The organism is Acidaminobacter hydrogenoformans DSM 2784, assembly GCF_900103005.1.
Lineage (GTDB): Bacteria > Bacillota > Clostridia > Peptostreptococcales > Acidaminobacteraceae > Acidaminobacter > Acidaminobacter hydrogenoformans.
Window position 1 is genome coordinate 1 of the sequence record NZ_FMWL01000006.1, and the last position, 17,938, is coordinate 17,938.

Sequence of the window (17,938 nt, forward strand, 5' to 3'; positions counted from 1 at the left end):
TAATTGCATATTTAGCTTGAATATCCCGTAAAGAGGCATTCCCCTCAAAATATTCTTTAACGGCAGCAATTTTTAAGTCTCGACTATATGGAGTGTTTTGGGAGGTTGTTAACAATACGTGCGCACCTACGTGCTTGTACATTTTCACCCAGGATTGTAATGATGATTTATCAACTGATATTTCTTTTGCGATAGTTGAAAAACTTCCTAATCCATTTATATAGCGCTGGACTGCTTGAATCTTTTCCTCATAACTGACCTTTGATTTTCTTTTCATAGAAAAACTCCCCTTGCAGCGACAGTTTTATTATTTCAACTGTCTACTACAAAGGGAGCATATCACTTTGCCGATGGTCATTTTCAATTACATAACAATTTTTACGCACTCCATATGAGCCGACTCACGCCTCACGCCTTGCGCGTCACCTTCACCCTTAGGGTATCCCCGTCGTGCTCGACCTCAGCCTCGTCCACCAGGGCCCCCACCAGATCCAGCTCCGAGTGCTTGTTGCCCCCCGCCAAATTCCAGTACTCCTCCAGCTCCAGCTGCCGGGCGCCGTGGATGGCCTCCTTGAGGTGCACAATCCTGGCCACCGGGATGCGGCTGACATCGCCTTCCAGCTCCACCGTGGACTCCAGCGCGTTGGTCCTGACGTCCACCTTCAGGTCATCAATCCCCATCTTGAAAAAGACGCGTACGAGTTCGCTCATAATTTTAATGACTTTTCCCTGTTCCTTACTCAAAACTATCTTCCTCCCTAAACGCGTCCAGGATTGGCACCAGCGTCGCCGCCACAATGCCCCCGGACAGACCATTGTTGTAAAGGTTGATGCCGCCATGCAGATAGCCCACGTTCATGACCATGGACATGTGCAGGAATCCGGCGAGGACCCCCGCCTTCCAGCCGAACTGACCTGAAATGGGAGCCAGTGTCGTGCCAAACAGCGCCGCCAGAATTGCCCCAGTGGAATTGACGTCCCAAAGCTTCAGCTGCGTGGCCAGGAAGACCCCCAGCATGACCGGCAAGGCGTTCCTCAGGTGCTTTCCAAACGCCCCAAAGCCTATCATGGTGAAAATGCCGCCTATTGTGGGGCCGCTTAGCTCTCCCTTAACGAGAAACACATAGCCCATACCCGCAAAGCCCAGAAGGCCCATATTCACAAGCGACACACCAAAGCCTTCTGTGGTGACAAAGTCCGAAACCAGCCGCCCGGGCTGACGCATGAGCTCTCTCAGATGCTTAAAGCTATGCTCATTCATGAGGTAGCCCGTCACAATGAAAGAACCAAAATAGACGCCCAGAATGCTGGCCAGGGCCAGGTTGTTCCCCTGGGACACTTGATAGACCGTTGGCGTCTCCAGCCCAAAAGACCTGAAAACCGCCATGAACACCGTCCCAATAATCCCCGCGGTAAAGCCCACGTTGTATAGGTTGAAGCCCTGATGAAACTTGACAAAGCTCGTGGCCAGGGGCGGCAGGATGATCCCCGTGAGGATACCAGCGATGTTGCCCACAAGCACGCCCGCCCACAGCGGCAGCCCAAAACCAAAGGTAATCTGGCTCACAAGTGGGCCCAGGGCCGTACCAAACAGCGCGATCAGGATGAATTTCCCGAACCGCTCCTTCTGGATCCTCGAATACAAGTACACCCCTAAAACAATGCTGACAACATTGTAGGGGTTCTTCCCAAACATGGCAAAGCCGCCCACAATGGATACCGCCGCGATCAGGTAGCCGTTCATGTGGGCCCTGGTCTTCCTGGCCAGGAAGATGGACCCCAGCATCATCAGGCCGCTGTTGAAAAAGGCGGTGCCTATGTTCGCGATTTCCATGTAGTCCGTCAGCAGGATGCTCGACGAGGTCAGGACAGTGCCCATGCCCTTCAGTATTTCGAGGGGGTTGTTGAAAAAGAATCCCGTGAGCAGAATGATTACGGCGTACATGGTTATGACTTTGTATTTGGTGTCTTCACTGATAATTTTATGGTGGATCGCCCACCGTTTCTCCACATTTTCAATCACTCAATCGATCACTCCTTTTGAAACCTTGCGGGTGCGGGGTTCTATTTGAGACCGTTTCTCAGTAGGAGTATTCTACAGGAAAATGACGGGGGATGCAAGCGGTGCATGCGTTGATTGGCGTTAGGGGGAGGGTGCTGGCGGGAGACAATCGGTGGAGGTTATGTGGCGTCTTTTCCAGGAACGATTTAGCCTTGACTACAGGTGATCACTTACCTTCCTTACAAAAACACAAAAATTAAAAGTGCTTTAAACCAAGATTCACCAATGGTCTAAAGCACTTTCTATACTGCAAAATGGGATTATAGTTCACTTTGAAACGCGACACCGAATACAAAATTCATGTTGCTATTGCTCTCAATTTCTGACTTAATTTTTGGTTTTATCATTTCTTTTTCATTTAGACTTCTCTATTTTAGAGGATTTAACATTTCCTATACGCCAGACATCAGCATTTTTAATGCCCAAATCATCAGGGTTGAATATTGGATCAACGCCTTGCGCTTTTTGACTTTCATAATCCTTGAGAACTTTTATCGCTACGCCGCCAGAAATCGCTAATGCAATGATGTTGATCCAAGTGAGCAGGCCAACACCAATATCAGCCATCCCCCAAGCAATTGCTGATGTTTGAGTCGCTCCGACCAAAGTAAAAACAACAAATAAGCCACGAATCACAGGAATTAATTTTAGCCCCGTTTTTTCTTGAATATAAACACCTACGGTCTCACCTGCATAATAGTAGGCTATAAGTGTCGTATATGCGAACAGAAATAATGCAATGGCAACGAATGCGGAACCAAACCCTGGCGCGATTGTGTCAACGGCCATTTGAGTATATACAGGGCCAGCCTCGACACCTTGCAAATGATTTACTATAAAATCTCCTGTTGGTCCCATTACATTATATGATTTGGTAATAAGAATCATGAATGCGGTTGCTGTACATACAAGCATTGTATCAATATATACCGAAAATGCTTGAACTAAGCCTTGTTTTGCCGGATGAGAAACGTCAGCTGCCGCAGCCGCTTGTGTGGCTGTACCCATACCGGCTTCATTGGAATATATGCCCCGTTTTACACCATTTGAGATTGCCGCACCAACAATACCAGCAAACGCTTGCTCTGTTCCGAATGCACTCTTAAAAATCAAAGCAATGACGCCAGGAAGTTCAGAAATATTCAATACGATAATAACAAGTGCAATCAACAAATATATGCCCGCCATAAATGGCACAAGTACCTCAGCGACTTTTCCTATTCTTTTTACGCCACCAAATATTACTATTGAGACTAATAAGGTTACTATAATTCCGGTCATCATTCTGGATATGCCAAATGCGTTTTCAAAGCTGGATGCGATCGCATGGCTTTGCAGCCAAGGCACGCCAACAGTTGATCCATAAATCAGAGAGATTGCGAAAAGAATGCCCAGAAATTTCATGCCTGTATATTTCTCAATGTAATAAGCTGTGCCACCGCGATATTGTCCGTTATATTCTTCTTTATATACTTGGGCCAGAGTACTCTCGACAAATGCCGTCGCCGAACCGATCAGGGCAAGACACCACATCCAAAATACCGCTCCTGGACCACCGAGCGAAATCGCGGTCGCCACACCTGCTATATTTCCAACACCCACGCGACCTGCGATTGATAGTGCGAACGCCTGAAAAGACGTGATCCCCTGTTCTCCGGATTTTCTATCCAACAGCAATTTAACCATCTCTTTAATCGATCTGAATTGAATAAATTTCATTCTCACTGTGAAATATAATCCAATTATCAATAATGAATAAATCAGATAATTACTCCACAAAATCCCGTTGATCATGTCAATAATTGATGCCATTCAGATTCCTCCTCAAATTTTGTTTAACCCACTTAAAAAATCAACCCGCTGATTATTTTACACGAGTGCGTTAAAAACAGAGTCTATCACATGTTCGATCAATAATGGCAACCTTTGGAAAGCATCCACTTTATGAACTCTCTCCGTAATTTTATGCAAATCTTTCCCCCAAGGTCCCAGGTTAACCACCGGCATACTAAGCTTCTTCAAGCCTTCAATCGGAATCCCATAGAGAATATTCCAGCCAGGCATATTTTTTCTGACTGCTTCAATATCCTCGTTCTGCAGTGAAAATGAAGTGTAACTCAAGTCCGAGATCCCCATGAAGTAGTGCTTTGATTCATAAGTAATCCCCCAGTGACTTTCCGTAAATTGGTTCACCCTCTCTTTGAATGAAAACCCAGCTGCATCTTTTAGTTTACTATTGGTGACATGAGGATAGAATGGACCTGAAAACGCAATCACAATAATGGGTTCATGATCATTCAACTGCGTCAGCATGTAGCTGATCATATCTATTGTAGCTTCCTGGAGTGTGAGTTCACCTGCCGCGACACTTTGACTCAATTCTGTAGCGCGCGTCTCGTAAAGCGTCTTGAACTTTGGACCATTTTGCACTGTCAGCATAGTCGTCAGCTCTTCTAAAGTGACAACTCTGGGGGCAATATTCAAACGCTCAATTTTTTCTTTACTGTAAACATTATATGTAGCTACACTTTCAATATATTTTTGAATACACGTCTTGAATGAACGCTCAGCATAAGCCTTGAGTTTATCAAGAATCTCACCTGGTGTTGTATAGAGGGTGAGGATGCTGAAATAAGCGACGGCAGATTCAGGAAGCGAAGCGTCATATTGTGCTTTCTGATCTCTTAAATAGACCCATGCTGGCGGCGGTGTCACTTCCCCTTCATAGTGATCAGAAAAATCGCTTGAAAGCTCTATTTCAGAATGCATTTGAGACAACAGCCACACGGGATTAAATCCTGCGAACACGTCGCCAACGTGGGATTTTTTACCTCTCGCATAGAGAATAGGCATGATTTTGCCCACAGTACCTTCATGAAAAATCGGCCGTTTTTCCGCGGTCAGAGCTATAGGTTCAGAATTGATTGTCGTCACAAAATTAAGGCCGTGCTCTTCTCTCAAATTGTTTAAAAGCGTGATGGCGTCTCTCATACCAGCGGATAAATTCTCTTCATCCGGTACAGATAGAAACAGTAAACTTCCATTGAAGGATTCAACCTCAGAAGCATATCTCTCCATCAACCACATTTGTACTGCTGCCCCGGCCTTCATATCACAGGAGCCTCGTCCAAAGATCCAGTCAGGATCCGCAAGGTCTGTTTGGACTTCCGGTGATAATTTTTTTTGCTTGAGGTGCTTTTTCAAAGCATCAGGGTTTAAAGCGACTTCTTTCAGATCCTCGTATTCAAAAATATCCACTACATCATGATGATGTATGAGAATTATGGTATTGGGACTGTTGCCTTTTACAAGACCCCAAACGATTGCTCTTTGATAGGGATCTCCGGGAAGGGTATGGTTGCTCAAGAGGTGGGGATGTTCCTTAAAGTACTCCAATTGGTTTAACCAGCTGTAGATATAATCTGACATATCTTTCTCAAGTGAGGTCCCTGTGTCACTTTGAATCTTCATCAGACTATAGAATAATGCTTCGATTTCATCTGATGACTGCATTGAAATTGACTCCTCCAAAGTATTTCCACTCCTTTCACTATTAAACTATCACAGTCATGTTGACGGCTTGTGTGAAGAAGTGTTTATTTTCGAAAAATTGATTCTGATTTTAGAATTTATTTCACCACATACAGAATTTATTTTAACGGGTGTTTAACAGTTGATCAAAATTACGCAAAAAAAATGCCTACTCAAAAGGCCGCTGCGTCCTTTGAGAAGGCTGAATCGATTAACTCAATTTTAATAGTTGTCTATTCTGGAGCTTGAGCTGATAATCAATGGCATTAATAATTTTTTTCGATGTTTCATCTGCATTATTAAAGTTAAAAATATGGATTTGAATGTCCTGATTAACGCTTAGCTGACTAAACAGTGCATCCAGTCCATAATAAATCTGCATTTCTGAAGGCGGCCAGGTAGATTGATGCGACATGCCCTCCATAAGTCTTACGTCAGGGTAGATATACGCAAGATAGGATATTTTGAACTTTTGATCCTCAGAAAAAGCAGACATTGAAATCATTCCGAACAGACTTTCCAACAATCGGCTGCAGAGCTCAAAAGAGATGAACGCGGTGCCATCCATTTGAATTTTTTTGTATTTGGCTGATTGGGCCGATTTGGGAATGACGCTCGCCTTGACCTGCGTCTCTTCTTGCGTCTTAGTCTCACCCATCAGCTGCCTGTAGATGTTTTGCAGCTCACTGCCTGGTTCAATATTCAACTCATTGCGCAATGTTTTCTCAAAATCCTGATAGAATTTGATCGCTTCTACTCTGCGGTTCGCGTTGATCCGGTTGTTCATAATTTTGAGATACGTATCCTCGTGCAATGGATTGATCTTCAGCAGCCTCAAATAATATTGCAGGGAGTCTTCATACACCTTCTGTTCCAGGAGCTGATCGCCAATATAACTCAAAATCTCGAAATAGATTTTCTGGTAATGATTCCTGCTGATTAAAGTCCAATCATTGATTTCAGGGGCGTTATTAAAATATTCGTTCTCCAAAAAATCATTTTGATAAATCTCAATCTCTTGCATTAATGGTTCAAGCGCCATGCTTTTATAGTGTTTATAAATCCGGTCCAGCTCCAAAGCGTCAATATAGACCTCTACCTCAGGATTCAGGCAGCATATGCTTTGATCTCCCGTAATGATGCTTACTTTCTCAGTGAGCTTATTGATTTCCCAAAGCGCATGTCTTAGATTATTGCGGCTGGATTTCAAAGAACTGTCATCCCAAAATAGGGACGCAAGATATTCTCTTTTGCATTTGCCTTGTCTCGATAGCAACAGATAGATCAAAAGTCCTATTGATTTTTGACTCAATTTGCCCTCTACATTGCGTCCGTCTATTTCCAGCATCAACCCGTTCAGCGTGATCACAGACACCCTACTCAACGTGATCACCTGCACAATAAATGCTTCTTCCGTTTTTAACAGTCTCATGCACAACAATGCTCTTAATTTCAAGCGGATTACAAGTAAACGGGTTTTGATCCAGAACTACCAAGTCAGCGATTTTACCAATCTCCAGAGAGCCTTTTAAGTGCTCTTGGAAAATACCATAGGCGGCGTCTATTGTAAAAATTCTGACCGCTTCATAAACACTTGTCTTCTGACGTGGATTGCTGCCGTTTACCAAGGTGTGCAGACTCATGATGGGATTCATTTCAGTTGCGTCACTATCTGAACCACCTATAACCGTCACACCATGGTTTAACAGATCTCTGAAAGGATTGTTGGTGGCCAGCCTTTCCCTTCCCAAACGAACCTCATAGGCCGCGCCAGCTTTGGACCAATATTCGATCGCATTGGGGACCATGGATGCAATGACGTTTAATGATGCCGTTCTCTTGATGGCATCCATGGATGGCAGCTCATAATGCTCAATTCTATGCCGATGGTTGTCATTGGGATACATTGTGAGTGTCTCCTCAAGCGCGTCCAACGCCATATCAATTGCCCGGTCGCCTACAGCGTGAATTGCGATCTGAAGATCAGCCAAATGCGCTTTTTTCACAAAATCCTTAAGATTCTTCTCGGAGAAATATAAAGAGCCATAGCTTTCTTTCATATCATGATAGGGCTCTGACACTGCGGCCGTTCTTGAACCTATGGATCCATCCAGCAGCAGACACCCTACGCGGGGGATATTCATTTGTTTCAATTTCTCTAAATCCAACGTCTGATAAAATAAAACTACGTCGATAGGGAATTCATTCTGATGGTTGTAAATATATTCGCCATCGCGATCACAAAAAGCAAATCCGCCTTCCATGGCATTCACCGTTGTAATGCCGCAGCGCAGAGCGTGCTGAAATGCCAGTTCCATTCCTTCTTTTCTCTGCTGGTCCGTAATTTGATTATAAAATTTGTTTGTGATGAAAGCATTAGCTCTGTCATAAACAATGCCCGTCGGAGCGCCGTCTTCATACTCAATACCTTGAAGGTTGAATGGCAGTTTAAGATTTGTATAAGCCAGGGAATTTACAATGCTCGTGTGTTTTTCTATTCTATTAATCCAAATTGGATGGTTTTGAAAACGCTTATCCAAGTCGTGACGATTGGGTAATCTTTTTTCGATCAAGTTCACTTCATCCAGCTTTACGCCCCGGATTAAGGTGCCCTTTGGTTCTTTCAATGCGCGTTCTTCAAGCTTAGAAAAAATGTCTTCAAAGCTTTTACAGGAAGATAAATCCACCGCCAGCTTGTTGATGCCTGTTTGAACCAGATAGATATGCGAATCAATAAATCCCGGCAGGACAGTCTTTCCCTTCAAATCCAGGGGCTTCTTGCTGATCTCAAGATATTTGTGATAACCGTCATAGATGCCACAATCCATTATTTTCCCATCATTTATTAACATCCATTTATACACAGTGTTGTTTGAATCCATGGAGATAATATTCCCGTTGTAGATTAAATCATACATCCTCACACCGCCCCATTTTGCATCATTTTCCGAATTAAATTCCTCTTTGCAGCATTATATCATACTTAAAACATCCAGCTGTTGCCCATTCAATACTCGTTTGAACCGGCAGTCAAGGCGAAACAGACATGAAAATGGCCGCTGCGGCAAGGGGGTGGGGGCGTGTTAAATCACCATCGGGCAAAGCACTTGGGCCTTCAAAAGCTCAAGTTTTTTGCCGATGGTCACCCATCCCCACCCCCACTTCCCTCCACGTTCCTTTTCTCTCCACGCCCCTCAGCTTTGGCCCCCAGCATCAGCCCCACATACCGGAAGAAGACGCGCACAGCGCCCCCGGACATTCTGATCAGGGTGCCCGCCCCAAACTTCTTCGTGATGTAATTTGTATGGTTGGAAACGAAGTTGAGGTAGAGGATGGTTTTAAGGACCTCGTAATAGTAGGCGCGCAGGCTCATCCGGCCCGGGCGGATGATGACCTGGCCAAAGCTCCAGGCGCTATAGTCGTCTTCTTTGAACAAAAGGCGGTCCTGGTCCTTGTAGTGCTTGTAAAGAGGAAGGCCAGGAAAGGGGGTCAGTGGCGAAAAGGTGGCGATCTCCGGGGCCAGCCTTTTGATGTGCCGGCGCAGGGCCTTGAAATCGTCATGGGTCCAGTCCGGGTGGAGCATGAAGGAAGCCCAGACGTCAATGCCGGCTGACTTCAGCCACTTTGCGGCTTTGAAAGCGTCCCCCGAGCGCGAAGGCTTTTTGTAGGCCTCGAGTTCCTCATCGCTGAAGGATTCATAGCCCACGAGCACCGCTTTCAGCCCGTGGTCCCTGAAGCTCAGGATGGCCTCCGGGTTTTTCAGGACGCTGTGAACGCTGGCGTAGCAGATGAAGCTTTTGTGGAGGCCCGCCTGATCGAGCCGGTCGCAAAATTCCTCGAGCCGCTCGCCATTATTCAGGAAGTCGTTGTCAAAAATCATGAGGGACGGTTCCTCAATGGTTTTTAAGTCTTCCATAACGAAGTCCATGGGGAAATCCCGCTCGCAGGGGCCTTCCATGCGCCACCTAAGGCAGAAGTCACAGTGGGCGGAGCAGCCCTGGGAGGTCTGCAGGATGGCGCAGGGGCGGAAGCCAAAATAGGCGTATTGACCGCGCCAAGCCTTGGTGGAAGTGCGGTCCGGGAGCCAGTAGGCGTTGGTTTTTTGGCGCAGCCCAGTCCCCGACCAAATCATTGTCTGACGCGGCCCAGTCCCCAACCAAAGCTCTGTTTCTTTTCCCGGCCTTTTTCCTTTTTCGTTTTCAATGCCCTTAAACAGCGCCTTGAGCCCTTCCTTGGTCGAGACCTGAACCACCACGTCAATCTCCGGTACCACAAAGGCCTCTGGATTCAGAAATGCCTGGGTGCCGCCTGCCACAACAAAAGTTTGGGGCGACAGGGCTTTGACCCGTGCCGCCAGCTGCCTCACCGCCATGACGTCCACACATAACGAGGTCAGTCCCACGACCTCCGGCTGCAGCGCAGCCAGCCGCTCTTCCAGCGCCCGCACCGCGGCACCCTTTTTCCCTGAAGCCTCTACCGCCATCAAATCCAGGACCTCAACGTCGTGGTCCTCTTTTAGCGCCGAAACCACCATCTCCAGCCCCAGCGGCTCAGAAAACATAATTTCCCCAAGGGTCACGGACTGGGGCGTCCGGGCCGGCCTCACAAGTAAAACACGCATCTCAGTCCCTCCCTCAATGGCTTAAATGCAAACCAAATACAAATTCCAGTGCTTGTGCCGATGGTTGGTTTGCGAAAACCATCGGCAAAAGCTCAAATAATATTAGGCGTAATCCGCTGCCGGATCTGTCGCCGGTAATACAGGTTCACGCCAAGATAAAACAGCGCCCGGGCCAGCGCCCCCGGTGACTTAAATGCCTCCCGGCGCAGCAGCGACCGCCGCACAATGCTTCCAATGGAAAACACCGCTTCATACAGCGCCCAGTACGCCGCTGTCAGATCCTCCGGACTCATGTGGGCAGGCTGGTGCACCGCCTCGCTGCCGTTATAGGCGTAAATGTCCGCGTTCACAATCCGCCCCGCCCGCTGCATCTCCTCAAAATAATCCGTTCCGGGGATGGGCGTCAGAATGTAGAACCGCGGCACCACAATGCGGTTTTCTTCAATAAAGCGCGCCGTCGCCTTAATGGAATCCAGGGTATCCCCTTCGCCGCCCACCACCATCTCCGTGGACAGGTCGATCCCCGCCCGGCGCACTGCTGCCAGCAGCGCCGGATAGTCTGCCGGAACCGCCCAGTCCTTGTCCATACCGTGCAGACTCTCCTCTGAAAGGCTCTCGAGACCAAAGCTCAGGGCAATACACCCCGCCCCGGCCATGGCGTCCAGCAGCACCGGATCCCGACCCACGGAAATGTCGCATTGAGAGAGCCACTGCATGCCAAGGGGCCTGAGGGCCTCGCAGAGCGCCAGCAGGTACTGCCGGTCCGCGCCTATGTTGTCGTCCAGCAGCAGGAACTTCTTAAATCCAAGGTCCTGCACCTGTTTTACATCCCGGAGTACTTCCTCCAGCGGCAGCTTCAGGTAGCGCCCACGGTAGAGGCAGTAGACTGAACAGAAGCTGCAGGTGTTGGGGCAGCCCCGTCCCGCCTGGACTGGCAGAAAGTCGCCTATGCGCTTGTTCACGATCAGGTCGAACCGCGGCAGGGGCGTGTGATACAGGTTTTCCGGTAAGTCCCTGTCCCCGACCAGCAAGCCCCTGTCCCCAGCCAACGAGTCCCTGTCCCCAGTCGTTGAATTATTGGCGAGGGGGGTGGGAATGGGGACATCGCAAAAAACCTTCTTTGGGTTCCCGGCTTTGTAAAGCGGCTTCAGACATCCGGCCTCAAAGTCACGGATGACTTGGGGCCAGGTCGCCTCAGCGTCCCCCAACACCACGGCATCCGCGTGCTTCCCGGCCTCTTCCGGCATCAGGCTCACCATGTAGCCGCCCAGGACCACAGTTTTGCCCCGGGCCCGGAATTGCCGCGCAATGTCCAGCGTCCGCACCACCGCGTGGCCCATGCTGCCAATCCCAATCAGCGCCGCATCTGTGTCCCAGGGGATCTCCTCTATGGTCTCAAGGATGATCTCGACTTCCCAGTCCTCGGGCGTCAGCGCTGCAAGCAGCGGCAGTCCCAGCCCCACGAAGTAGAGGCGGCTTTTCTTGATGGGTTTTTTGTCCGGCCCGTCGCCCGCGTAAGGCGAGGACTGGATCAGCAGGACTTTTTTCCTGGGTGAAGGTCCTGGAGATTTTGGCGTTGGCATTATGTTTGCGGTTGGTGCTGCGTTTGGAATTTCCGTCGAGTTCGCCTCTTTCAAAGCTTTTGCCGATGGTCCCCCATCCCCCACTTTGCTCTTCATGCGCCTTGCTCCTTTCGCGACCCCAGATTTACCCTTGGGCAATTTTCTTCAGATATTGAAGGCTCACCCTCGCCGAGCCCACAGACAGCCGCAGCACAGGTCCAAGGCCATAGCGGCGGATCAAAGCCATAACATGAGCCGGGCTTGCGACGCGCTTGTGATAAAGCTTCAGCATTTCCCAGTAAAAGGCCCGGACGCTGAGCTTTTCAGGCTTCAGGACCAGATGGGCCAGATCCCACTTGGGGTAGTCCTCCCGGGGAACCAGGAGACGGTCCTTGTAGTCGTCAAAGATCGCCGTGCCCGGCAGGGGCGTCAGGGGCTGAAGGTTCACAAAGTGGACTTTGTTCTTTTTCAGCCACAGATTCAAGGTGTTGAAGTCATCTTTGTCGAAGTCCATGCCCAGGATTAAGGTGCCGTAGAGCTCAACGCCGTGGCGCCTGAGGATGGCAGCAGCTTGTTCGTTTTCCGCCAGGCTCGTGCGCTTGCTGTAGGTGGACAGGTCCTGGGCCCGAACGGATTCAAGGCCTATGATGACGGCCCTGAGACCGGAACGTTTGAAGCGCTCTATGACGTGCTCGTGGCGGGCGACGAAATCCGCCCGGCCGTAGATGAGGAATTTTTTGTTTAGACCTGCCGCGTCCAGGGCGTCGCAGAAGGCGAGGACCCGTGCTTCAGATACAAGGAAGTCGTCATCCACAATGTAGACCTCTTCTTCCGGTATGCCCTTCAGCTCCTCGATCACGTCGTCGAGGGGCCGCTCGCTGTATACGCCGCCGGTAATCTCCCGGCAGAAGCAGAAGCTGCAGTCATAGGGGCAGCCGTAGGAGGTCTTGATGAGGGCGCAGGGATTGTGGAACATATAGTAGTAGCGGGCCCGGTAGCGGGCAGTGCTGCTGCGGTCCGGAGGGAGAAGTTTGGTTGGGGACAGGGACTCGCCGGAAAGTTTGGTTGGGGACAGGGACTCACCAGAAGCATCCGGCTCGGTGTACTCCGGGGAAGCGGTGCAGGGCGCCGCCGCCAACAGCTCTGTTCCACCGCCCAGCCAGACTCTGGCTTCAAAGACCGCGTTTTTAGTGAAGATTTTGTCGAATGTGGGGGGCTCATCCGCCTCAGAAGCAGTTGCAGCAGTCCCAGGCAAAAAGTCCTCCGGCACCACTTCCGCGTGGACGCCACCTACACCAATTTGTATCTTTGGATTCCAGGCCTTGATGACCCTTGCCGTTTCCTTCAAGGTCCCCACATGCGTAATATAGCCGCTCATCAGGACCACCTCAGGTCGTAACGCTTCCAGGAAACTCTGCAGGGACCTCCGTTCCAGGATCATATCAACAATTTGTGTCTCGTGACCATCTGCGCCCAGGTTCGAGGCCAGATACTCCAGCTCCAGCGGCTCACAGACCATCACGTGCTGGAGGCCAATGGTCTCCGGGTCCGGCATGACACGGAGCAGCATTATTTTTTTCGGGACAGGCCCCGAGTTTTTGGTTGGGCCCAGTCCCCCACCACGCAGCGCTTTGGTTGGGGACTGGGCCCAAGCAGCGTCTTTGTTATTTTCCCCGTCTGCGCCACCCTTCAGCCGCAGCACCATCAGCACTATAGACGGCATAAACCAAGCCGTGGGCACCTTTTCCACCGACTCGACCTCAAACCGGCCCGCCGCCATGGTCTTCAGGGCTTCCACACTGTAATAGCTTGCCGTCCCCGTGGTCAGCTTGACCATGGAAAGCACCGCCGCGTCGTATGTGGAATTGGCAGACGCCTGAGCCAGCACCAGCATACCCCCTGGCGCCAGAACCGCCGCCATGTCCTCCAGCACCTGAACCGGGTCCGCATAATAAGGCAAAGAATGGGTGCACATCACCACGTCGAACTTTTTCTCGCCGGGATCCGCAGCTTCAATCAGCCACCGCAGCGCTGATGCGTCCCGCACCTCAAAAGACAGCTCCGGATGCCGGCGCCGCGCCTTCGCGATCATGCCCGGCGAGGCATCCACGCCAGTGAATTGGCCGATGGTCAGCCGCACAGCACCTGTCCCCTCCGTCTTTTCAAGTGCATCTACCTCCCGGGCTACCTCGCCCAGCAGCTCCCCAATGCCGCACCCCACATCCAGCACCCGCGTCTCAGGCGTCAGCCGCCCTGCGAGCCTTGCCAATACTGCACGTCTGGTCGGGCCCAGGGACACCCTCTGGACCCACAGGCGCTCATAAAAATTAGACCAGAAATCCCATACCACCGACATGAACGCCACCTCCAAACCTCAAATCAGCGCAGCCGCGCCTTTGCAGAAAGCCACCAAAACCGCAGATAAAACAACCAAGCCGGCATGCGGGTCGGACGCATCACCAAATGCAGGAAATCAAACCGAGCCGGACGCGCCAGCCCCTCCGCCGCCATCCGCCCGGCATACTGTTCGTAGACCTTGGTCCCTTTCAGGGGTGTCAAGATGGACACAGTAAACCGGCGCACCTCGTGTCCTTTAATCCAAGCCCACAGCCGCCTGAAATCCCCAGCGTCGTCATCCGGAGACACCAAAAACAAAGCCGTCAGCCTTGCCCCCGCTGCCCGAATCACGTCCACCGCGCCGGCGTTGTCATCTGCCTCGACCCCTTTGCCCAAAGCCTTGAGCTGCGCGTCCTCCACCGCCTCAAGTCCCACGATCCATTCATCGAAGCCAATCACCCGAAGCCGCTTTACATAATCCTGAAGCCTCACTATCACATCCGCTCTGGCGTAAGCAATAAACCGCTTATGAACGCCCTCAGCCGCCAGGCCCTCCAGTGCAGAAGCCCACGCATCAGCCCGCGCCGCTGTCGTCAGGAAGCAGTCGTCCACGATCCAAATGGTATCGGCTGAGATGCCTCTGATTTCCTGAATGACCTCTTCAAGCGGCCGTTCCTGATACACCCCGCCGTTCAGCAGCCGGCAGTAGCAAAATTCGCACAGGTGGGGACAGGACCGCGCCGTTTTCAGAAGCGCCACACCACGCCGCTCCACATACCGGACTTTGTGTTTATAAGCTTCGAAATAGCTGCGGTCTGGGACAGGCCCTTCAAAAGCCCACCCTTCTGCCGATGGTCCCTTTTCCACCCACCCCGCCCCATCATCCTTATAAGCCACACCCGGCATCTTTTCGTAGAGATTGGCAACCCCCACACCTTGTTCAAAATAACTTTTCAACAGGACGTCCAGCCCCCAAAGTGCGTGGGCAAAAAACACCGCGTCAACACCTTCCGAGTAAAAATCCTCCGGACACCCCTCCGCATGAACGCCGCCTACCCAGACGGCTGTCTTTTCCGAAACCTTTTTAGCATGCGCCGCAAGTCCAAGGATCTCCTCCACCGCCGTGACGTACCCCGTCAGCATGAGGACATCCGGCTTCTCCTTTTCAATGATGTCTTTCGAGCTGCCACCCTCCAGCCAGGAATCATAGAGCCTATAGCTAAGGCCAGCCCCGGAAAAACGGTTCAAAACGGCCGCAATCATCTCCAGCTCCAGCGGCTCAGTCACAATGGGCCGAATGCGGGATAAGAGTGATCTGCCATGGCATTTTATGAGTAATATTCGCATTGGACACCCCCAAAAACCAAGCTGCTAAGAAGCCAGAGTCCGGGCCTCATCACTTGAACACGTGATGCTTGACCTTATAACGCCGGTAGGAAAAACCCTTGACCAGTGCGCCAAGGAGCTTGTGCAAAACAGGGCTGGAATGGGCAAGGTAAAGGTACTTCAGCTGTTCCTGAGCACCTGTCTTGGACTTGCTTTCGGCAGCGGTTTGGCCGAGGTTTGTGGCGGTGCAGCCATCGGCAAAAGCGTCCTGGATGAGGTGGAGCAGGAGGTTGCGGTAGAGGTCAAATTTCAAAAGCCGTGACCGGTCAAAGCCGCCCAGGACAAAGTGCCTAATCTTGCCGGCCGGCGTGACCTCGTCCAGGGTCTGCACAAAGGCCAGGGGGCGCCCGTCGTGGACAAACGCGGTCGTGGTGCCCGGGAACCCCTCAAAATAGGCGAGGGGCAGCTTCTCGAGCTGATCCTTGGAGTGATTAAAGACCTCCAGATACAGCGGATAGAGGCTTTGGTGGGGGACAGGGACAGACCGTTGGGGACTGGGCCGCGTGGTGCGGGACTGGGCCCAACCAAACTTCCATGTCTCAACCCCTTCAAAAGCCTCAAGGGCCCGTTTGGCCTGACGCCTGTAAGGACTGCGCAGGGCAGCCATATAGTCCTCAAACCCCTCATACGGCAGCGGCAGCACGTAGCTTGAGAGAGTGAGCCCCTCGGGCAGGTCAAAGGCCTCGCCCTCAGGGGCATTGAGGATCACCGTCAGGCCCTTAAGCTGGCGGCGGATCCACCGGGACATCAGCGCGCGCCCGGCCGCCTCCCTGGTGGCAAAGCCCGGCGCCGCCACGGACAGGGGCACACCCACAAGGGTCGCCGGCACCGCCAGCCGCCCAAACCGGGCAAAATTCAGCAAATTGAGCTTTAACGAATACGTCACGAACAGCACCCCAGCTATCTCCGAGAACCAGTAGCGCTGTCCGCAGGGGTTCACCGACTCCAGGAACTCGAGGAAGGCCCGCTCAAGATAAATCGCGCCACCGCCCGGCAGGTCCCCCCGCCACTCCCCAAGGCAAGCGTCCCATGCCGATGGTAACTCGCACGCACTTTCATAGCACTTCAGCTCTATCCGTTCATCCCATTCCGCCTGGTTCATTCCTCGTCACGCCCTCATTTTCAATTCCAGTAAGCGCGGCTAAACGCTATTCTAATCCACGTCAATCACATACACCTCATAGTGGTGTCCCTCGCCGTCCGCCCAGCGCTCCCCAAAACCCCGGGACGGTGTATTCCCACTCAGGATCCAGCCCGCTTCACACAGCTTAAACCTATCGCGAACATACTCCCGGCAGGCCTCAAAGAGCCGCACCACGCCGCCCCGGCTCTGATGCGCCGGCACCACGCCAAGCTCCACAATCTTCATAGTATCGATCCGCCCCGGCCAAAGCTTCCACCGGAGCCAGGTCTTGACGCCTATCGTCTCACCGGGCTTCATAGCCTGATTGAAGTCCGGATACCACAACATGAAGCCCACCGGCGTCTCCCCATAAAACAAGAACAGAAGATTTTCCGGCTTTAGGAATGCCCTGAACTCCCTGAACAGCTCCAGATCCTCCTCAATCCGCCGCTCGTAATAAAAGCGGTGGCTGGAAAAAGCGGCGTTGTTGATTTCCGTATACATCCGCGCAGTCTTCTCCAGATGCTTGAAATCCGCTGGCACAACCTTATAGGCTCTGGAAATCCGCTGCCGCAGCCGCTCAGTCACCGGTACTTCAAAGGCTTCCAGCACTGTCGTGTAGGTCAGCATGGAAATTGTTTCTGTCGCGAAGCCCTCGAAATAGTGCTTTATGTAAGGCGGGTGATAGGCGCTGCCAAAGGTGGGCACCTCATCAAAATGATCTGCCAGAATCCCAAGACCGTAGTTCACGTGAAAGTTAAGTCCTACCAGAAGCTTCGTCGCCCCCCGCTGCCGGGCGAGCGCACGGCCATGCTGGATCAAGTGTCTGACAGCCTCTTCCTGATTTTCAAGGGCCTCAAAGCAGGCCAGCTGAAGGTACTCCGGCATCCGGTCCACCTGAGCGAACACACTGGCGGCAACTGTCACGCCTCCGTCTGTGACCAGCACCGGCTGGAGAAATGCCGACTTCGCCAGGGCCCCTTTGCCCTTCAGGATCATCTCCAAAGTGGGGCTCATGATGTCACGCCTCAGGGGGTCCTTTCTATTCAGCTGCTTTACAAATTTAATATAGTCGCCAGTTTCACCTGGCCCCAGCACGCGCAGCACCATGTTGACCTCCCGTAAGCCTTTTTTTCAGTATAACATTTGACGGGCGGGACACCAATGGTCATAAGGTTACAGGTGGGGACAGGGGATTATCGGCAAAAAAGAAAAAAGAGGTGATGGCCGATGGTCTTCATAAACCACGGCCCGCACCTCCATTCAGTTCAATTCATTTCATCCAAGCGCACTGGAGCAGCTCTGCCGCGGCCGAC

At 51.4% G+C, this 17,938-nt stretch carries 13 protein-coding genes; all 13 read right to left on the reverse strand.

The genetic code is table 11. The annotated features are described in order from the left end of the window. Window positions 1-277: transposase (locus tag BLP63_RS07485; RefSeq protein WP_139159794.1), on the reverse strand; the 277-nt coding region annotated here is incomplete at its 3' end. 131 nt (window positions 278-408) lie between these two features. Continuing rightward, window positions 409-744: a hypothetical protein gene (locus BLP63_RS07490; RefSeq protein WP_092590297.1), complete on the reverse strand. Its 336-nt coding sequence runs from the start codon at window positions 742-744 to the stop codon at window positions 409-411. Further along, window positions 737-2,023, reverse strand: coding sequence for a DUF1576 domain-containing protein (locus tag BLP63_RS07495; RefSeq protein ID WP_242870836.1), 1,287 nt, complete (start codon window positions 2,021-2,023; stop codon window positions 737-739). The genes BLP63_RS07490 and BLP63_RS07495 overlap by 8 nt, the downstream gene beginning before the upstream one ends. Window positions 2,024-2,416: 393 nt before the next feature. Beyond that, window positions 2,417-3,874: an alanine/glycine:cation symporter family protein gene (locus BLP63_RS07500; RefSeq protein ID WP_092590298.1), complete on the reverse strand. Its 1,458-nt coding sequence runs from the start codon at window positions 3,872-3,874 to the stop codon at window positions 2,417-2,419. 57 nt (window positions 3,875-3,931) lie between these two features. Next, entirely contained in the window at window positions 3,932-5,575 is a 1,644-nt protein-coding gene (locus tag BLP63_RS07505) for a M20/M25/M40 family metallo-hydrolase (RefSeq protein WP_092590299.1), read from the reverse strand. A 229-nt stretch (window positions 5,576-5,804) separates the two neighbouring features. Further along, window positions 5,805-7,025 (reverse strand): AfsR/SARP family transcriptional regulator, encoded by a 1,221-nt coding sequence (locus tag BLP63_RS07510; protein WP_092590300.1) that lies wholly within the window; start codon window positions 7,023-7,025, stop codon window positions 5,805-5,807. Beyond that, on the reverse strand, window positions 6,970-8,511 hold the full coding sequence (locus tag BLP63_RS07515; RefSeq protein WP_092590301.1) for an amidohydrolase: 1,542 nt from the start codon (window positions 8,509-8,511) through the stop codon (window positions 6,970-6,972). Before BLP63_RS07515 ends, BLP63_RS07510 begins: the two co-directional genes overlap by 56 nt. 224 nt (window positions 8,512-8,735) lie before the next feature. After that, window positions 8,736-10,214 carry a B12-binding domain-containing radical SAM protein gene (locus BLP63_RS07520; protein ID WP_092590302.1) on the reverse strand — a complete coding sequence of 493 codons (1,479 nt, stop codon included), beginning with the start codon at window positions 10,212-10,214 and terminating at the stop codon, window positions 8,736-8,738. Window positions 10,215-10,306: 92 nt separating this feature from the next. Then, on the reverse strand, window positions 10,307-11,893 hold the full coding sequence (locus BLP63_RS07525; protein ID WP_242870837.1) for a B12-binding domain-containing radical SAM protein: 1,587 nt from the start codon (window positions 11,891-11,893) through the stop codon (window positions 10,307-10,309). Between the two features lie 28 nt (window positions 11,894-11,921). Next, window positions 11,922-14,132, reverse strand: coding sequence for a methyltransferase (locus tag BLP63_RS07530; RefSeq protein WP_092590303.1), 2,211 nt, complete (start codon window positions 14,130-14,132; stop codon window positions 11,922-11,924). A gap of 23 nt (window positions 14,133-14,155) precedes the next feature. Further along, window positions 14,156-15,460: a B12-binding domain-containing radical SAM protein gene (locus tag BLP63_RS07535; RefSeq protein ID WP_092590304.1), complete on the reverse strand. Its 1,305-nt coding sequence runs from the start codon at window positions 15,458-15,460 to the stop codon at window positions 14,156-14,158. 49 nt (window positions 15,461-15,509) lie between these two features. Continuing rightward, entirely contained in the window at window positions 15,510-16,601 is a 1,092-nt protein-coding gene (locus tag BLP63_RS07540; RefSeq protein ID WP_092590305.1) for a GNAT family N-acetyltransferase, read from the reverse strand. Between the two features lie 51 nt (window positions 16,602-16,652). Continuing rightward, on the reverse strand, window positions 16,653-17,732 hold the full coding sequence (locus tag BLP63_RS07545) for a GNAT family N-acetyltransferase (protein WP_092590306.1): 1,080 nt from the start codon (window positions 17,730-17,732) through the stop codon (window positions 16,653-16,655). Window positions 17,733-17,938 lie beyond the last annotated feature (206 nt).